The 16549-nt window shown below is 60.5% G+C and carries 13 protein-coding genes; 6 read left to right on the top strand and 7 right to left on the bottom strand.

Annotated features, from left to right (window positions below):
- Nucleotides 1–81: 81 nt before the first annotated feature.
- The 4 genes from PSCI_RS15050 to PSCI_RS15035 form a co-directional block, all read right to left on the bottom strand.
- Nucleotides 82–1677 (bottom strand): ATP-binding cassette domain-containing protein, encoded by a 1596-nt coding sequence (locus PSCI_RS15050; protein ID WP_045488296.1) that lies wholly within the window; start codon nucleotides 1675–1677, stop codon nucleotides 82–84.
- Between the two features lie 146 nt (nucleotides 1678–1823).
- A complete protein-coding gene (rtcA, locus tag PSCI_RS15045; protein ID WP_045488293.1) occupies nucleotides 1824–2855 on the bottom strand; it encodes an RNA 3'-terminal phosphate cyclase in 1032 nt (343 codons plus the stop codon).
- A 121-nt stretch (nucleotides 2856–2976) separates the two neighbouring features.
- A complete protein-coding gene (locus PSCI_RS15040) occupies nucleotides 2977–4203 on the bottom strand; it encodes an RtcB family protein (protein ID WP_045488290.1) in 1227 nt (408 codons plus the stop codon).
- 359 nt (nucleotides 4204–4562) lie between these two features.
- The gene (locus PSCI_RS15035) at nucleotides 4563–6128 is read right to left on the bottom strand and encodes a TROVE domain-containing protein (RefSeq protein WP_045488287.1); all 1566 of its coding nucleotides are present in this window, start codon (nucleotides 6126–6128) and stop codon (nucleotides 4563–4565) included.
- A 204-nt stretch (nucleotides 6129–6332) separates the two neighbouring features.
- On the opposite strand from PSCI_RS15035, the gene rtcR reads away from it, so the two are divergent.
- From rtcR to fliB, 4 genes are all read left to right on the top strand, one after another.
- Nucleotides 6333–7931 carry an RNA repair transcriptional activator RtcR gene (gene rtcR, locus PSCI_RS15030; RefSeq protein ID WP_045488282.1) on the top strand — a complete coding sequence of 533 codons (1599 nt, stop codon included), beginning with the start codon at nucleotides 6333–6335 and terminating at the stop codon, nucleotides 7929–7931.
- Nucleotides 7932–8069: 138 nt separating this feature from the next.
- On the top strand, nucleotides 8070–8804 hold the full coding sequence (locus PSCI_RS15025) for an AraC family transcriptional regulator (RefSeq protein WP_045494375.1): 735 nt from the start codon (nucleotides 8070–8072) through the stop codon (nucleotides 8802–8804).
- Nucleotides 8805–8901: 97 nt separating this feature from the next.
- A complete protein-coding gene (locus PSCI_RS15020) occupies nucleotides 8902–9840 on the top strand; it encodes a DMT family transporter (RefSeq protein ID WP_045488276.1) in 939 nt (312 codons plus the stop codon).
- Nucleotides 9841–10008: 168 nt separating this feature from the next.
- Nucleotides 10009–11193: a flagellin lysine-N-methylase gene (gene fliB, locus PSCI_RS15015; RefSeq protein WP_045488273.1), complete on the top strand. Its 1185-nt coding sequence runs from the start codon at nucleotides 10009–10011 to the stop codon at nucleotides 11191–11193.
- Between the two features lie 5 nt (nucleotides 11194–11198).
- Here the strand turns inward: fliB and PSCI_RS15010 are convergent, their stop codons facing one another.
- Nucleotides 11199–11525, bottom strand: coding sequence for a DUF2025 family protein (locus PSCI_RS15010; RefSeq protein ID WP_045488270.1), 327 nt, complete (start codon nucleotides 11523–11525; stop codon nucleotides 11199–11201).
- Nucleotides 11526–11587: 62 nt separating this feature from the next.
- Complete coding sequence (gene yiaY, locus PSCI_RS15005; RefSeq protein ID WP_045488268.1) at nucleotides 11588–12736, bottom strand: L-threonine dehydrogenase; 1149 nt, start codon at nucleotides 12734–12736, stop codon at nucleotides 11588–11590.
- A gap of 201 nt (nucleotides 12737–12937) precedes the next feature.
- Between yiaY and PSCI_RS15000 the strand changes: the two genes are divergently transcribed.
- Nucleotides 12938–13837, top strand: coding sequence for a DMT family transporter (locus PSCI_RS15000; protein WP_045488266.1), 900 nt, complete (start codon nucleotides 12938–12940; stop codon nucleotides 13835–13837).
- Here PSCI_RS15000 and PSCI_RS14995 read toward each other — a convergent pair.
- A complete protein-coding gene (locus PSCI_RS14995) occupies nucleotides 13830–15050 on the bottom strand; it encodes a class I SAM-dependent methyltransferase (RefSeq protein ID WP_045488264.1) in 1221 nt (406 codons plus the stop codon). The two genes, PSCI_RS15000 and PSCI_RS14995, sit on opposite strands and share 8 nt — an antisense overlap.
- 290 nt (nucleotides 15051–15340) lie before the next feature.
- Between PSCI_RS14995 and PSCI_RS14990 the strand changes: the two genes are divergently transcribed.
- A complete protein-coding gene (locus PSCI_RS14990; protein ID WP_084709980.1) occupies nucleotides 15341–16534 on the top strand; it encodes an alpha-xenorhabdolysin family binary toxin subunit A in 1194 nt (397 codons plus the stop codon).
- The last annotated feature ends 15 nt before the right edge of the window (nucleotides 16535–16549 follow it).

Genomic DNA, 16549 nt, shown 5'->3' with positions numbered 1-16549 from the left:
CCTGAAGAGGAGAAATAGGCGGAGTGCGCGTATTAAATAGAAACAAATATCATTTGTGAATCTCTTTTATATACACCACCGCTAACCCATCTGCCAGCCGTCAGTGCTCGCCATAAACTCACTGTCCAATGCCAGTGCTGCCTTGAAAACCGGGTCATGGGAGACCACCACCAGTGTCCCGGTATAAGCCCGCAGCATGGCTTCCAACGCCTGAAGGGACGGCAGGTCCAGGTGATTGCCCGGTTCGTCGAGCAACAGCAGTTGCGCGGGCGTCTCGGCGTACAGGGCCAACGCCAGCGCGGCCTTGACCTGTTCGCCACCGCTGAGCCGGGCGCTGGGCATCAGGATCTGTTGCGCATCAAGCCCCAACTGCGCCAGACGCATGCGCAGCACAGCTTGCGGCTCGCGCCGGTTCAGCGCTTGCAATTGCTCAAGCACCGAACGATGCGGCAGCAACAGGCTCAGTGGCTGATCCAGCAGCACGCTGGCGACTGACACCCGACAATGCCCTGCCAGCGGTGCCTGCTGACCGGCCAGCAGGCGTAACAGACTAGATTTGCCGCAACCGTTCGGCCCGCTGATTGCCAGCCGCTGACCGCTGCGCAGGGCCAGGTTGATCTGTTGCCTGACCGGGACATGCGCCAGTTCGACATCAAGCAACTCGGCCACCCAACGTTGCGGCGGCGTATCGACCGGTGGAACGTGCAGGTTGATCAGCCGCTCGTCGTCCAGTTGCCTGGCGGCCTCACGGACATTGGCTGCCAGGCGGGCGGTCTCGTCCAGTTGCCGTTGCTGTTGTCGGCCTGCCGACTGTTCGCTGCGCTGCTTCTGGCGGCCCAGCAGGATCCTGGCCTGATTGGCCTCGCGCCCTTGGCGCCGGCCTTGCGCCTGACGGCGCTGCTGGCATTGCTGCTGCTCACGCAGCGCTTGCTGGCCGCGTTTGAGCTCCAGACGCCGCTGTTGCAAGTGCTGTTCGGCACCGTGCTGTTCGGCGGCCTTGCAGCGGACGTAGTGCGGGTAATCGCCGCCATAGCTGTGCAGCCCCGAGGGGGTCAGCTCGACGATGCGCTGCATGGCCCCCAGCAACTGCCGGTCGTGACTGATCACCAGCAAACCGCCCGGCCAGCGTTGCAGTTGCTCGATCAGCGCCGCTCGGCTCGACGCATCAAGGTGGTTGCTCGGCTCGTCGAGAATCAGAAAATCAGCCTGCGACAACATCGCGCCCAGCAGCGCCACGCGCATGGCTTGGCCCCCGCTGAGCTCAGACGCCGGGGTGGTGGCTTGCAGATGCCCAAGGCCAACCGATTGCAACGCCTGCTCCAGGCGCTGACGAATATCCCAACGCTCGCCGACGGCGTCGAAATCCTCAATGGCCGTGCTACCGGCCTCAATGCGCTGCAACGCCTCCAGCACCGTCTGCACACCGGCCAGTTCGGCGACACAGGCGCCATTGGCCTGCTGGGCCAGGTAATGCACCCGCCCGCTGCGCAGGCAACGGCCACTGGCAGGTTGAAGCTGGCCGACAAGAATCCGCGCCAGCATGCTTTTGCCGACACCATTGCGCCCCACCAGCCCGGTCGGCTGCTGGTCGAACTGTGCACTGAGATGCGTAAAAAGCGGTCTGCCATCAGGCAACACAAAACAAACGCTATCAAGCGTCAGACAAGGGCCCGTCATATGAACTCCACAGATGCCGAAAACACCCCGCAGCAAAGCGGGCTAGTTAAACGAGCCGTCAAAGGACGGCGGCATCAATAGCGCATCGGACGAACACCTCAATCGGAGGAAACAAGCGCCACACTTTAGCGCCGATCAGGCATGGGTCAAGTGCCGGTGGTCTTCAAGCATTGCACCTGCAACAAGTCGCTGGACAATTCCCTGCATTCGAAACGTACCGGCAAGAAACACTCGATCACGCTGATATTGCTCTGCAAGTGCTCGCTCACATGCGTGGTGCTAAAGCTGCCGCCGCCGGCCAGCGCCATGGGCAACAGCAATTGATCGGCCAGATGCTCAGCCACCGCCGCCTCACTGGCCAGCCAGCGCCGTGCGCCGTCCACCGCCAGGTCAGCGACCTTCTCGGCCCGCAGGCTGGCCTGACCCAGCGCACTGAACAGCTCAGTCAGGTGCTCGCAGGTGAACTCCAGCAACAGGGCATTGCCCGGTCCGCGTTCGGCATCCAGCACCTGGCGCAACAACTCTGCCGGCTGCAGGTCCAGCCGCCTGGCCGCCCGCCCCAGTTCACGCTCGGCCACATGCCCGGCCACTGCGGCACTGAGCGCCGTGGCACGCCGCGCCAGCACGCGACCACGCTCGTTCAGTTGCAGCGGCTGCAAGGCCGAAGGCTGAATGATTGCCTGTAGCTCACCACCACCGGCCGGCACAAAACCATGGCGCAGCAACTCAAGCTCGACCTGCGCGCCCATACGCTGCAACAACGGCACAAAGGCCCGCTGGAGAAAATCCGCCGGTGGTGCCAGCGGGTTATGGGTGCCGCCCGTGACATTCACCCGGCTAGGTGCAGGTGCCTGTAGCAGCGCAGGCAAAAGGGTCTGCAATACCAGGCTGCAACTGCCGGCAGTGCCGATGCTGAAGCGGTAATCACCGCCACGGACCGGGCCGGGTACAAAGCTCAGCGATTGAGAATGCAACTGCGCACCTTCGGTGTGTGCAGTGCAGATCTCGGCCGCTGCCAGTACCGCTGTCAGATGCTGACGCAACAGTCCGGGCCGACTGCGCCGGGCGCGGATATTGTGGATATGCAGCGGCTGGCCGGTGATCATCGACAGGCTCAAGGCACTGCGCAGCACCTGCCCGCCGCCGATGGCGCCGTCCAGTTCAATGACGTTTTTCATCGTTCCCTCTGATTCGATCAAGGCCGCCGGCCTTTACCCAAGCCGGCAGCCCAGGCGTGCCGCTCAGGCATCTGGCGGCAACGCGAGTGGCGCTCGGTGCGGTGCATTTCATGAGCCCAGCTCACCCTTTCACGCACACCACCTGACGCAGGGTGTGCAGCACTTGCACCAGTTCGCGCTGGGCGTCCATGACCTGGTCGATGTCCTTGTAGGCCATCGGAATCTCATCGATCACATCGGCATCCTTGCGGCACTCGACATGGGCGGTGGCGCGAATCTGGTCCTCGACGGTGAAGAGCTTTTTGGCTTTGGTACGGCTCATGGTTCGCCCGGCGCCGTGGCTGCACGAGCAAAACGCCTCCTCGTTACCCAGACCGCGGACAATGAAGCTCTTGGCGCCCATCGAGCCTGGAATGATGCCCAACTCGCCCTTTTTCGCTGATACCGCGCCTTTACGGGTGATAAACACGTCCTGGCCAAAGTGCCGCTCTTTCTGCACATAGTTGTGGTGGCAGTTCACCGCCTCCAGTGCCACCTCAAAGGGCTTGCTGATGACCTGCCGGGTGGCATGGATCACCGCCTGCATCATCAGCGCACGGTTCTGCCGGGCGAAATCCTGGGCCCACCCCACCGCCTCGACGTAATCGTCGAAGTGCTGGCTGCCTTCCTCGAAATACGCCAGGTCACGGTCCGGCAAATTGGCGATGTGCTGACGCATATCCTCCTGAGCCTTGTGGATGAACAGGTTGCCGATGGCATTGCCCACCCCGCGCGAGCCACTGTGCAACATGAACCAGACCCGGTTGGCCTCATCAAGGCACACCTCGACAAAGTGGTTACCGCCGCCCAGGGTTCCCAGGTGGTTACGGTTATTGGTCTTGCTCAGTTGCGGGTTCTTGTCGGTGATCAACTTGAAGCGGCTGGCCAGCGCACCCCAGGCGTCATCGGCCTGCTGCGGCACATTTTCCCAGGCGCCTTTGTCGCGTCCTCCGCGACCGGAAGTACGCCCGTGCGGCACGGCCTTCTCGATCGCACTGCGCAAGCCATGCAGGTTATCCGGCAGGTCCTGGGCAGTCAGCGTGGTGCGCGCGGCAATCATGCCGCAGCCGATGTCCACACCGACTGCCGCAGGAATGATCGCCCCGACCGTGGGGATCACACTGCCGATGGTCGAGCCCTTGCCCAGGTGCACATCCGGCATCACCGCCAGGTGCTTGAAGATGAACGACATCTTCGCGGTGTTCATCAACTGCTCACGGGCTTCGCTTTCTACCGGTACGCCCTGGGTCCACATCTTGATGGGCTTGCCGTTGGCGACTTCGAGTAGCTGAAAGGTTTTCTCTTGCATGATCGGGTTCTTCTCTAATTGGCCGATTACTCGGCGTCTATTCACAGCCTCAAGGCGACAAAAGGGGGTGAAACATGTACCGCGCTCTGCCATTGAGCTACCGCCTCACGGCGGGCGGGGATCGAACCCGCGACCTCGGCATCCTGTAGTTCCACCGGCATTCGCCGGGCAAATTCAAAAAAGTGGCACGACTAAAGGGGGTGACTGAAAGCAGGTCCAGGACCTGCTGCCGGAATCGAACCGGCTAAACCAGATGTACAGCCACCGGCATTCGTGCCGTTCACAGGCGCTGACCAGGGTTTGACGAGACGTCTTGGAATGTAGTCCCGTCAGCATTCAGCACCGGTGAAGCAAAAAACTCATTTCCGGCCCAAGCCGGTCCCGCAGGTTTCGATGGCCCGCACCCAGTGCCGGGCAGCATATTGGCCCAGGGCGAACTGCTCGATCACATCGAACACCGCATCACTGAAGCCGCCGACGTTGAGGATATCCTCACGCTCTGGCGCCTGGGTGGTCGCGCCGGGCTGCATGTCGATGCACACCAGCCGCGCCTGCGGATTGATCCGCTTGATGCGCTCCCATTGGCGCATGGTCTCGGTGGCACCATGGCGCCGCGCATCGATCCATGACTCGTTGTCCGAGACCAGGATCAGCGTATCGACCCTGGCCTTTTCATCAGCCAGGCGCGCCAGCGGTGCCGAACAATTGGTGCCGCCACCGCCAATCGAGGCCAGCTTCTGTGCGTTGCTCATCACGCTGTCACGCGGGTTGAGCCTGACCTTGACCACCTCGAACTCAAACGGCAACACCCGGGCCTTGGGCTGCTTGCGCAGCACGGCGGCGGCGACCAGTGCGGCCACATCAATGCAACGCACCGCCGTGGTCGCGCCCTGCCGATAGCCGGTGACCGGGCTGTGCATCGAACCGGACACATCCGGGCAGACCACCACCGCGCCCGGCAGCGTCGGCACGTTGGCCAGCGATAACTCCAGCGCCTCTTGCAAAGCCTCACGCACCACCTGCGGGACTTCGTCGCCGGCCATTCGGTAAGCGGCCAGCAACTGGTACGGATAGACCCGCGCCTTGGCCACCTGTGCAGCATCGGCCAGCCGCGCCGCCACTTGCTCAGCGCATCCCGGCACCTGGAACGCAGCATGCCGCGCCAGGGTATTGAGGTTCATCCGCAATGCCTGCCAGCCCATGTATCGGGCCTGCTCAGCCCATTGTTCGGCACTGAGGGTTTCATTGCCGAGCAACTGCAATGGCACCGCTGGCACCTCGGTCGTGGCACCGCTGCGAAACGCCAGCAAGTCACGGGTCAGCTCCGGCAAGGCCTGCACATCCACCGGTTTGCCGAGCAACCAGGCAAAGAACGCGGCACGCCAGGCTTCGGCAGGTTTGGGGTGGACCATCTTCACCACATCAGCCAGCGAAGGCTGAGTGCCTACCGATGCCTGCAACAACTGGTACTCGCTGGCATTGTTCAGCCAGTCCTGCACCAGACGCTTGGGCTGCGAGCCCAGGGAGCGACGCCCGGTCACGCCGCTGCGCAGAATCTGCACGAAGGTGCGCAGCATCTTGCCGCTGTCCACCACCTGAGCGAACAGTTCGGGCACCAGCGCCGAGCGCTGAGCCACCAGCGCAGCCAACAGCAGTGCCGGCATGTCCTTCATGTGTCCTCGCTGGCGGGCATACACCGCCGCCTTGGCCACGTAGCGGCTGTCCAGCTCAGCGACCAGTTGCAGCACGCTGTCAAGCTGGGCCTGGGCCGAGGCATGGAAGGTCTGGTTCAGGCAACCGGTCACCGCCAGTTGTGCCAGCTTGTGACGGGCGTTGTAGGCATAGGCCGGCGCCTGGCTTGCATTGAAAGTATCAGTGACCGGTAAGGTCGCCGCCTGGCGATTGAACAGTTTGAAGTTGGCCATCTTGGCGTCTCGCTCTGATGTTCCGTTGTTATCAGAGGTATTGCAGCCGCTGTGCCAGCTTTCGAAAATCACTCTAAATAAATTTATAAGTATTTGATTAATAACGAATTAATTTTAAAAGATGAATTTTATTGGTCCGTCAGCGAGACAAAACCGCCGGCAAAAATTATCCTTGGTTATCGTCATTTATCTAAAAGGATAAAAATGCCAGGCAAGCGCACTGTGGCTGTAGGGTTTATCGGCTCCAAGCTTGACCGGGTCGGCAAAGGCGCCAACCGCTGGTCCGTCTGGCGGCCTACTGTCGGCCTGTGCCAGCAACCGGACCTGCTGATTGATCGCCTGGAGCTGATCCACAGCATCGACGCCCGTGACGTTAGCCTGGCCCAGCGCGTGGCCGATGACATCCGTCAGGTCTCGCCGGAGACTGAAGTCCGCCTGCAGCCGATGGACCTGAAAAATCCCTGGGACTTTCAGGAGGTGTATGGCGCCCTGCATGACTTCGCCGCAGCGTATGCCTTCGACACCGAGCATGAGGACTACCTGATCCACATCACCACCGGCACCCACGTGGCGCAGATCTGCTGGTTTCTGCTCACAGAGGCTCGCTACCTGCCGGCGCGCCTGGTGCAGACCTCACCTGCCCGCCGTCTGGAACCGGATCTGCGCGCACCGGGTACCCACTCGATCATCGACCTGGACCTGTCGCGCTACGACCACATCGCTTCGCGCTTCGCCGGCAAGCGCCTGGAAGGCCTGGCGTTTCTCAAGTCAGGCATTGCCACCCGCAGCACCACCTTCAACCGAACCATCGAACAGATCGAGCGGGTCGCGCTGCGCTCCACCGCACCGATGTTGCTTATCGGCCCGACCGGTGCCGGCAAGTCGTTTCTGGCCCGGCGCATCTTTGAGCTCAAGCGCAGCCGGCATCAGGTGCAGGGCCGTTTCGTGGAAGTGAACTGCGCGACCTTGCGCGGCGACGGCGCCATGTCGGCACTGTTCGGCCATATCAAAGGCGCGTTCACCGGCGCCCAGAATGCCCGCGACGGCCTGCTGCGTGCGGCAGACGGCGGCATGCTGTTTCTCGACGAGATCGGCGAACTGGGCGCCGATGAACAGGCCATGCTGCTCAAAGCCATCGAAGAAAAACGCTTCTTCCCCATGGGTTCGGACAAAGAGGTCGACAGCGACTTTCTGATCATCGCCGGCACCCATCGTGACCTGCGCGAGCGAGTGGCCCAAGGGCTGTTTCGTGAGGACCTGTATGCGCGGATCAACCTGTGGACCTTCAACCTCCCCGGCCTGAGTGGCCGCCGCGAAGACATAGAACCGAACATCGACTTCGAACTGGAACGTCATGCCCGCGAGCAGGGCCGGTTGGTTCGCTTCAACCTTGAAGCGCGGCGCCGCTACCTGGATTTCGCCAGTTCCAGCCAAGCCGCCTGGCTGGGCAATTTCCGTGAGCTTTCAGCGTCGATCACGCGCATGGCGACCCTGGCCGACAGCGGGCGCATCGACCAGAGCCAGGTCGAGGAAGAAATCCAGCGCCTGAGCTATGCCTGGGGCCTGGTTGCCGAACAGGACGACCTGCAACCGCTGCTGCAAGACGACCTTGAGCTGGACCTGTTCGACCGCCTGCAACTCAAGGCGGTGATCGACGTCTGCCGCCACGCAGGCAGCCTGTCCGATGCCGGGCGCAAATTGTTTGGCGTGTCCCGCCAGGGCAAGGCCAACCCCAACGACGCCGACCGGTTACGCAAATACCTGGCACGCTACGGGCTGGAGTGGAAGCAGATTCGCGGGTAAGCCTAATATTGTTCAGACAAGCATTGCGGACCAAGTGGGAAGAGCCGGCCGGCCGCTCATGGCGGAACCGGAACCATCAGGCAGATGGCTATGGTAAATTCAGCCAACCAGACTTTTGACTATCTGCAACAGGGTGCCATGAGCCCAGTTCTGACCATTCGCCGTTATCAGGGTGAATCCCCTCACCACCAGCACGCATTTACGCAATTGGTGCTGCCGATCCATGGGCGGATGGAAATAGAAGTACAAGGTCATGGCGCCAGGCTCGACACCTCAACGGCAGCACTGGTGGCCCCCGGCATGGCACACGCGCAACAGGCGGATGCAGACAGCTGTTTTCTGGTGCTCGACTGCCCGAGCAGTTGGTTGCAGGACAAAGCCCTCGACACGTTGGCCCAACGCATTTATGTGCCTGTTTCGCCAGCCGCCAGACGACTGATTGAATTTGCCGAGCTGGCAGGAAGTCAAGCCCTGATCAATCACGCCGAGCAACTCGCACCGCTGCTACTGTCCGCACTCGCCGCCGGGCCTCAATCGGCAACTGGAGGTCTCCAGCGCCTGCTTGCGCAAGTACAGGCCAATCCGGCCGCAGCCTGGAGCAATGAAGCGATGGCGAGCCTCGCGGCCGTCAGCCTGAGCCAATTACACCTGCGCTTTCGTGAACTGCTCGATACCACCCCGCAAGCCTGGCTGACTCAGGTTCGCTTGCGCCAAGCCCAGCGCTGGTTGACCGATACGCACCTGCCGATTGCCGAGATTGCCCTGCGCTGCGGCTTTTGCGACCAGGCAGCGCTGACCAGAGCAATGAGCCGGCAGTGCGGTACCACACCGGCCGTCTGGCGCAAAACCACTGGCATGAAATCACCCCGGTAAAAACAGCCTGGGTAAAAAATCCGGAATTTTCGAGCAATATCCACCCGCTCCCCCCACCTAGACTCGCAGCCTTGCATTTGAATAAGGCGACAGGCTCATGCTGGCAGATCGGGTTGTGCTCAAGGGCATGTTTTATGGGGTTGGCGCCGGATTATGCTGGGGGGTGATATTTCTCGGCCCCAAGCTCGCACCGGAACTGTCTGGCGCCCAGTTCGCCATCCTGCGTTTTCTTTGCTACGGCCTGATTTGCGCCGTGTTGCTGACACCGCGCTGGCGCATCGCGTACGCCGCATTGCGTCGCGAAGACTGGATTTCGTTATTCTGGCTGAGCCTGATCGGCAATCTGCTGTACTACACACTGGTCGGCAGCGGCGTACAACTGGCCGGAGTCGCCACCACATCACTGATCGTCGGCTTGATTCCAGTGCTGGTTGCGCTGGCCGGGCGCAATGATGACCAGGCCGTCCCCTTGCGTCGTCTGGCACCATCACTGTGCTGCGCCGGTGCGGGAGCGGCGCTGATCAGCCTGCACACCCTGCAAACCGGCGCTGCTGGCCAGTCAGCCCATATCGGCCCCGGCCTGCTCTGTGCCTTCGGCGCATTGCTGACCTGGAGCTGGTTCGCGGTCAGCAATGCCCGACGCCTGAATCGCATGCCGGGCGTATCAGCCTACGATTGGGCGTTACTGGCCGGCGTCATGACCGGCGCCCAGTCCCTGCTGCTGGCCATTCCCCTGTTGGGGCCGGAGATAACCCACCATGATCCCCAGAAGTGGCTCAGCCATCTGATGGTTGCCGGCGGCGTGGCCCTGCTCGCTTCGCTGCTTGGCGGGGCACTGTGGAATCAGGCCAGTCGCCTGCTGCCACTGGCACTCAGTGGCCAGGTGCTGGTCATCGAAACACTGGCCGCGTTACTGCTGGGCTTTGTGTGGGAGGGGCACTGGCCGGATGCAATGCAGTGGTCAGCCATTGTCCTGCTGGTAACAGGCGTGGTCTGGTGCCTGAGATGCCATCAAGCCAGGCCGCAAAGCGTTTGACCCAAGGGTGCCTGAAAAAACGTAAGCGAGGCAGCCTGCGCGATTTCAACACCATATTGGCGAGTGCGGTCATTTCGTAGATACCCTTCAAAGCTCAAAGCCAATGGAACCACCCGCTCCACAGCGCCACTCAGGGGGCTTTAAGCGATCCTTCTGCTTGAGGTGTGTATGGCCACTCTGCCCGTCAAGGCGTTCCAGTACATCCAGTCGTTTTCCTGCCTGGCCGAACAGTGTGAAGACACGTGCTGTCAGAACTGGCCCATCGCCGTGACACCGCGCTGGGTAGAACGCGCAGGCCAGACGGCGCCCGAATTGCTCAACCTGATCGCCCGGGAGCATGACGACTACCGGATAAAGAAAAATGACCACAATCAGTGCCTGGCCCTGCAGCACGGTCGTTGCTCGATTCATGCGGCACGCGGTGAACCGGCCCTGCCGGACATCTGCTCGACCTACCCGCGCATGTACCGGCGTATCAATGAGCTGACCGTCAAGTCGGCAACCATGAGCTGCCCGGAGGTGACCCGGTTGGTGCTGTTCAGTGACGCACCGTTCCAGCTCGAAGAACAGCTTGAGGATGACTATCGCTCTTCAGCCAGCAGCCTGAGCACCTTTGACGGCCTCGATGATCAGGGCTGGGTCAGCACGGTCAATTTCTTCAATGAGCTGGTGCTCGGTTCGCAGCGATCCGCCGGTGACGTTCTCGTGCAACTGTATGAGCTGGTCGGGCAACTGAACCAGGTGCCTTATGCACAATGGGGTGCAGCGGCTGCGCCGCTGACTCGGGGCTACAAGTTACCGGCCGCCGATCCGGCCCTCATCGTCACCGATCCACTGCTGCTGGTGCTGTTCGAAATCACTCAGGCACCGTTCGTGCCAGACAGTTTGCGCCAGAGCGTGATGGCCGCCATCGACATCGAAGCTGGCCAAACCCCGCAACACAACCGCGTGAACCTTAAACCGCAGGTACGCGAACTGGCCTACAGCGCGGCAGGCGCAGCGCTGGAACCGGTACTCAAACGCTTTATGGCTGCCGAGATGACCCGCACCGGTTTTCCCTTCATTTCCACCACCAGCGCCGGTCAGGATTATGGTGTGACCCTGGTCGAATGGGCTGCGACCCTGGCAATCCGCACCCTCGCCCTGCGCTATCTGTTACTGGTACAGGCCGCTGCGGCGCTGCCTGAAGCACCTGACCAGCAACAGATCGTCGACCGGGTCTATCGCTACTGCCGCGCCGCCAGCCACAACGGCGCCACGGTTTCGGAAAAGGTTCTGCGCCAGGCCATCAGCCAGCAGGGAGCACCTTACCTGTTGGCTCTGGTGCGCCAGACCCAGCAGGCGCTTCATTAAACTGCTCAGCCCGCCTTTAGCAAACGCTCGGCGCGAATCGGTGGCAGGTCATGGCGGTGCAAATAGACACGCAGTGGTTCACTGATGCCCAGGCGGCTGTCGATGTTCTGGTTGACCAGCATCTGCAGCCGTTCGCGGTCCAGCGTCATGGGCGAGCCTTCAGCGCCCGTCCAGACGAACTCACGCACTGGTGTGATGCTGTGTTCATCGACATCCATGCCGAACGAGTCTTCGCTGAAGCGCACGATATATGTCTGGATCTTGCGGTGATAGCCAACAAAGCCTTCGAGTCGTTCGGCGGCCTGGCAAATGTCCATGGAGGTTATGCTCATCAAGAATCCCTCTTGCAGGGCACCCGGCCGTGGTTTGAACCCGCCACCGGCTGCCGGTAAGGTCACAGGGCCTGGCGGAAAATGTCTTCGATCTGCTGCTGATCGGCAGGTCGTGGATTGGTCAGCCCGCAGGCGTCCTTCAGCGCGTTGGCGGCCAGAATCGGGATGTCGGCTGCCAATGCCCCCAGCTCGCTCAGCCCGGCAGGTATGCCGACGCTGGCAGACAACTCGCTGATCGCCCGGATCGCCGCCTGGGCACCGGCTTCGGGGGACAAACCGCGAATGCTTTCGCCCATGGCGTGCGCCACATCAGTCAATCGCACAGCGCTGACCGAGGCATTGAAGCGCTGCACATGGGGCAGCAAGACCGCATTGCACACTCCGTGGGGCAAATCATAGTAGCCGCCCAACTGGTGCGCCATGGCATGCACATACCCCAGCGAGGCGTTGTTGAATGCCATACCAGCGAGAAACTGGGCATAGGCCATGTTCTCCCGCGCCTGCAGGTCATCGCCCTGCTCTACGGCACGCAGCAGGTTACCTGCAATCAGGCCGATGGCTTTCAAGGCACAGGCGTCGGTAATCGGCGTGGCAGCCGTGGAAACGTACGCTTCGATTGCATGGGTCAGCGCATCCATGCCGGTGGCGGCCGTCAGCGCTGGCGGCATACCCACCATCATTTGCGGATCATTGACCGACAGGATCGGCGTGACATTGCGGTCGATGATCGCCATTTTCACGTGCCGGGTCTGGTCAGTAATGATGCAGAACCGCGTCATTTCACTGGCTGTACCGGCGGTGGTGTTGATCGCCACCAGCGGTAACTGCGCACGTGCAGAACGGTCAACGCCTTCGTAATCGCTGATATGCCCGCCATTGCTGGCACACAGGGCAATGCCTTTGGCACAGTCGTGGGGCGAGCCGCCTCCCAGAGAAATGACGAAATCACACCCGTGTTGCTGGAGCAGCGCCAGACCTTGCTCAACATTGGCAATGGTCGGGTTGGGCCGGGCGCCATCATAGATCACCGAATCGATCCCCTGCTCGACCAACAGACCCGCGACCCGACTGGCCACGCCGGCCTTGGCCAGCCCCGCATCGGTCACGATCAACCCCTTGAGCAAACCGTATTTACCGATCGCGTCCATCGCCTCATTTATACAGCCGGCACCGATCAGGTTCACTGCTGGAATAAAAAAGGTGCTGCTCATGCTGACTCTCCTGACGTGACAGGCCTCCAGCATCGCCGTAGTGCATGACAAAGGTATTGATTCAGCTCAATGAACAGTTTCCCGCTCGCCAGCCAGAGTTCCTAACTGTACTGCTCAATCTGCCGCTAGCTGTAGAAGGCACGGCCGCCGGTTCTATGGCCTGATGACGATCCTGTTCTCTTCTGGCATTTGGCGTTTCCCATGTCTTCTCGTGAAAATACCGGTATGGCCCTGGGCCTGCTGGGCGTGATCATTTTCAGCCTGACCCTGCCGATGACACGCATCGTGGTTCAGGACATCCATCCACTGCTCAACGGCATGGGCCGCGCCTTGCTGGCGGCGATTCCGGCGGCACTGCTGCTGTTGTGGCGCCGCGAAAAGCTGCCCACCTTCGCCCAGCTCAAAGGCCTGCTGCTGGTGGTGCTGGGGGTGATTGTCGGCTTTCCGGTGCTGTCGGCCTGGGCCATGCAGAGCCTGCCGGCCTCGCATGCCGCGCTGGTTAATGGCATCCAGCCCTTGTTCGTCGCCCTCTATGCCGCCTGGCTGGCTCACGAACGTCCATCACGCTCGTTCTGGGGCTGCGCGGCGCTGGGCAGCGCCCTGGTGTTGGGCTACGCATTGATCAATGGTGCCGGCAGCATCCAGTTGGGCGACCTGTGGATGTTAGCTGCAGTAGCCGTCGGTGGCCTGGGCTATGCCGAAGGTGGGCGGCTGGCACGGCAGATGGGCGGCTGGCAGGTGATCTGCTGGGCATTGGTGCTGTCGTTCCCGCTTCTGCTGGGGCCAGTGGCCTGGCTGGCCAGCCAGCACCAGGGCGCGATTTCGCCGCAAGCCTGGTGGGCGTTCGGTTACGTCACCTTGTTTTCGCAATTTCTGGGCTTTTTTGCCTGGTATTCGGGGCTGGCAATGGGCGGCATCTCCCGGGTCAGCCAGATTCAGTTGCTGCAGATTTTCTTCACCATCGCCCTGTCGGCCCTGCTGTTCGGCGAACAGGTCGAGCCGGTGACCTGGATTTTCGCCGCCGCGGTGGTCGGTACGGTGATTCTCGGGCGCAAGACTACGGTAGTCAGTGCGCCCGCTACGACAGTGAAGCTCAGCTAAAGTAGCCGTCAGCCCGCAACAGAGTTTCCAGGCACTGCTCGTCGATGGCGTAGAAGCTTTTCAGTTCGCCAATGCGCGCCAGGATGGACGCCGGATCAACCGGCCCGGCGCGTTTGACGGCCAGGATCATCTTGTTCTTGTTGGTGTGCTCCAGCGAAATGAACTCAAAGACCTTGGTCTCGTAGCCACAGGCCTCCAGCAGCAAGGCACGCAGGCTGTCGGTGACCATCTCGGCCTGCTGGCCCATGTGCAAACCATATTGCAGCATCGGTTGCAGCAGGCCCGGGCTCTGGATCTGCTGGCGAATCTGCTTGTGGCAGCAAGGCGAGCACATGATGATCGCCGCCCCGGAGCGGATGCCAGTGTGAATCGCATAGTCAGTGGCGATATCGCAGGCGTGCAAAGCGATCATCACCTCCAGCTCGCTGGGCGCCACACTGCGCACGTCACCACAGCGAAACACCAGGCCCGGATGCTCCAGGCGTGCGGCCGCGTTGTTGCACAGGGTGACCATGTCTTCGCGCAACTCAACACCGGTGACCTCGCCCTGCACCTGCAAGGTATTGCGCAGGTAATCGTGGATCGCGAAGGTCAGATAGCCTTTGCCGGAGCCAAAGTCGGCCACCCGCACCGGCTTGTCCAGGCGGATAGCCGAGCTAGCCAGGGCATGGGAGAACACTTCGATGAACTTGTTGATCTGCTTCCACTTGCGTGACATGGCAGGAATCAATTCATGCTGGCGGTTGGTAACGCCCAGGTCGGTGAGAAACGGCCGGGTCAGCTCCAGGTAGCGTTTTTTCTCCCGATCATGGGCCGCCGCAGGTGCCACACGCGATTGCCCGGCCTGGCTGCGTGACAGATTGGCCTTGCCCTTCTTGCTGAACTCCAGCTGCACTTCATCGCTGAGCGACAGCAGGTGAGCATTGCGAAACGAGCCTGGCAGCAGATCGGCGATCAGCGCCACAGCCTCAGCCAGCGGATGATTCTTGGTGATGTCGCGGGTCTTGTAGCGGTACACGAACGACAGGCAGGCCTGGCCCTTGAGGGTCACCGGCGCGATGAGGATACGCTGCAGGTCGGTCTCGGCACCGACATAGCGGGCCAGGACCAGCTTGACCAGCGCACTCTGCGCCAGGCAATCGTCCAGCAAGGTGAAGAATTGGGCACGCTGATCCACTACAGAGCCGGTAGCGGCATCGTTGGAAACTGACATTGACTACGCCTCGGGTGTCCCTTCGGGACCTTGAAAATCAGTGCGCAGTTTAAGCATTTAAGGCGGGAAACGGGACATTATTTTGTCGGAAGTTTCAGCAACACAATGGCGACCATTTAAAAAGTTACACATATAACAAATAGTAAACACGCCACTCAGTTTATACACAGCGCCATGATTGCCGCCCATCAAACACCCGTGTTACTTATAAAACAGCCTCACCCACATTGTTGATCAGCAACGAGATCAGCAACGGAGCAACTTCATTTATCAACACAAGGAACGTGCACATGATGCTGAAAACACTGATATCCGATGACACCCAGGCCACCCCCTCGGATATCCCGATCATCTATATAAAAACAGCGCTGCTGGATGAAGAGTTCGAAGGCCGCAGCCCGGCCCTGATCTTGACCAAAGAAGACATCTTCAACATCAAGCGTTATGAACGGCACAGCCTCAATCTGCCCGTCACGCTAACCGGTGTAGAACACGCTTTGGGCTTTAAAAAAAGCAACGTACCCGGTCTTGAACCTCAGGACATACTGCATACCTACCGCCAGATTCGCGACCATGCCTTGAGCTGGAGCCCGATTGAAAACAACATAAAAAGCGTGACCTTCACGATCGACCGGTTCGCGGGCAGCTTTTACAAAAACGGCAGCGCCATCATCGAAAGCATTGAGCAGATGAGCATCGCTCAACGTTTAAAACTCAAGGTTTCCGATCTGAGCGTGGCGTTCATCAATGACCTCGACCCGTCGGCCCTCGACGATCAGGACCTGAGCATTCGCAACGAGCTGTCAGCCTTTCTGAAAAGCATCGCTGACGAGGTGGAGCAGCATCGCCAGAGCGCCAGCACATTGAGCAACTCCATTGAAGTCTTCGCCAATACGTTGACTCAGACACTGATTCCGGACATCAATCAGAAATTCAATCAGGCAAACCAGTCCGGGTTGGCCTCTGAAATCACCGAACTGGAAAGGTACATTGATGACCTGACCCAGCAGATCGCCGAAAAAGCAGCGGAGTACAAAAAGAATGTAGCGCTGGCGTTCAGCGGTGCGCCAGGGGGAGCGTTTGGTCTGATTATCACCGGCGGTATATTTGGCAAAAAAGCCGAAGATGCCCGCAAGGCAAAAAATCGCCTGTTGAAAGAGAAGGACGCCGCCCTTGAAAAGCTGAAGGTCTCGCGCCCGCTTCTCAATACAGTTGCAAGCCTTGCCATCTACTTTGAGGACATGCAGTTCCGCATGCTCGATGCTCATCGCAGTGCCGTCAATCTGCGGGATATCTGGATGATGTTGTCTGAGTACATTCAGGCTGCTGCCAATGAACTGGAGACGATAGAAGACAACCAGTCTCTGCTGACCTTTGCCTTGAAATTCTCAAATGTCGTAACCCCCTGGAACGACATCAACGGCTTCACCAACAAGTTGCTGGCTGTTTTCAACAGCGCGCTTGAACAATTCAATAACCAATGACACTTATCGGTACAA

It is taken from the genome of Pseudomonas sp. StFLB209, from assembly GCF_000829415.1.
In the GTDB taxonomy this organism is placed as follows: Bacteria; Pseudomonadota; Gammaproteobacteria; order Pseudomonadales; family Pseudomonadaceae; genus Aquipseudomonas.
Note: the sequence above shows the minus strand (reverse complement) of the source record. Positions and strands in the feature narration are given on the sequence as shown.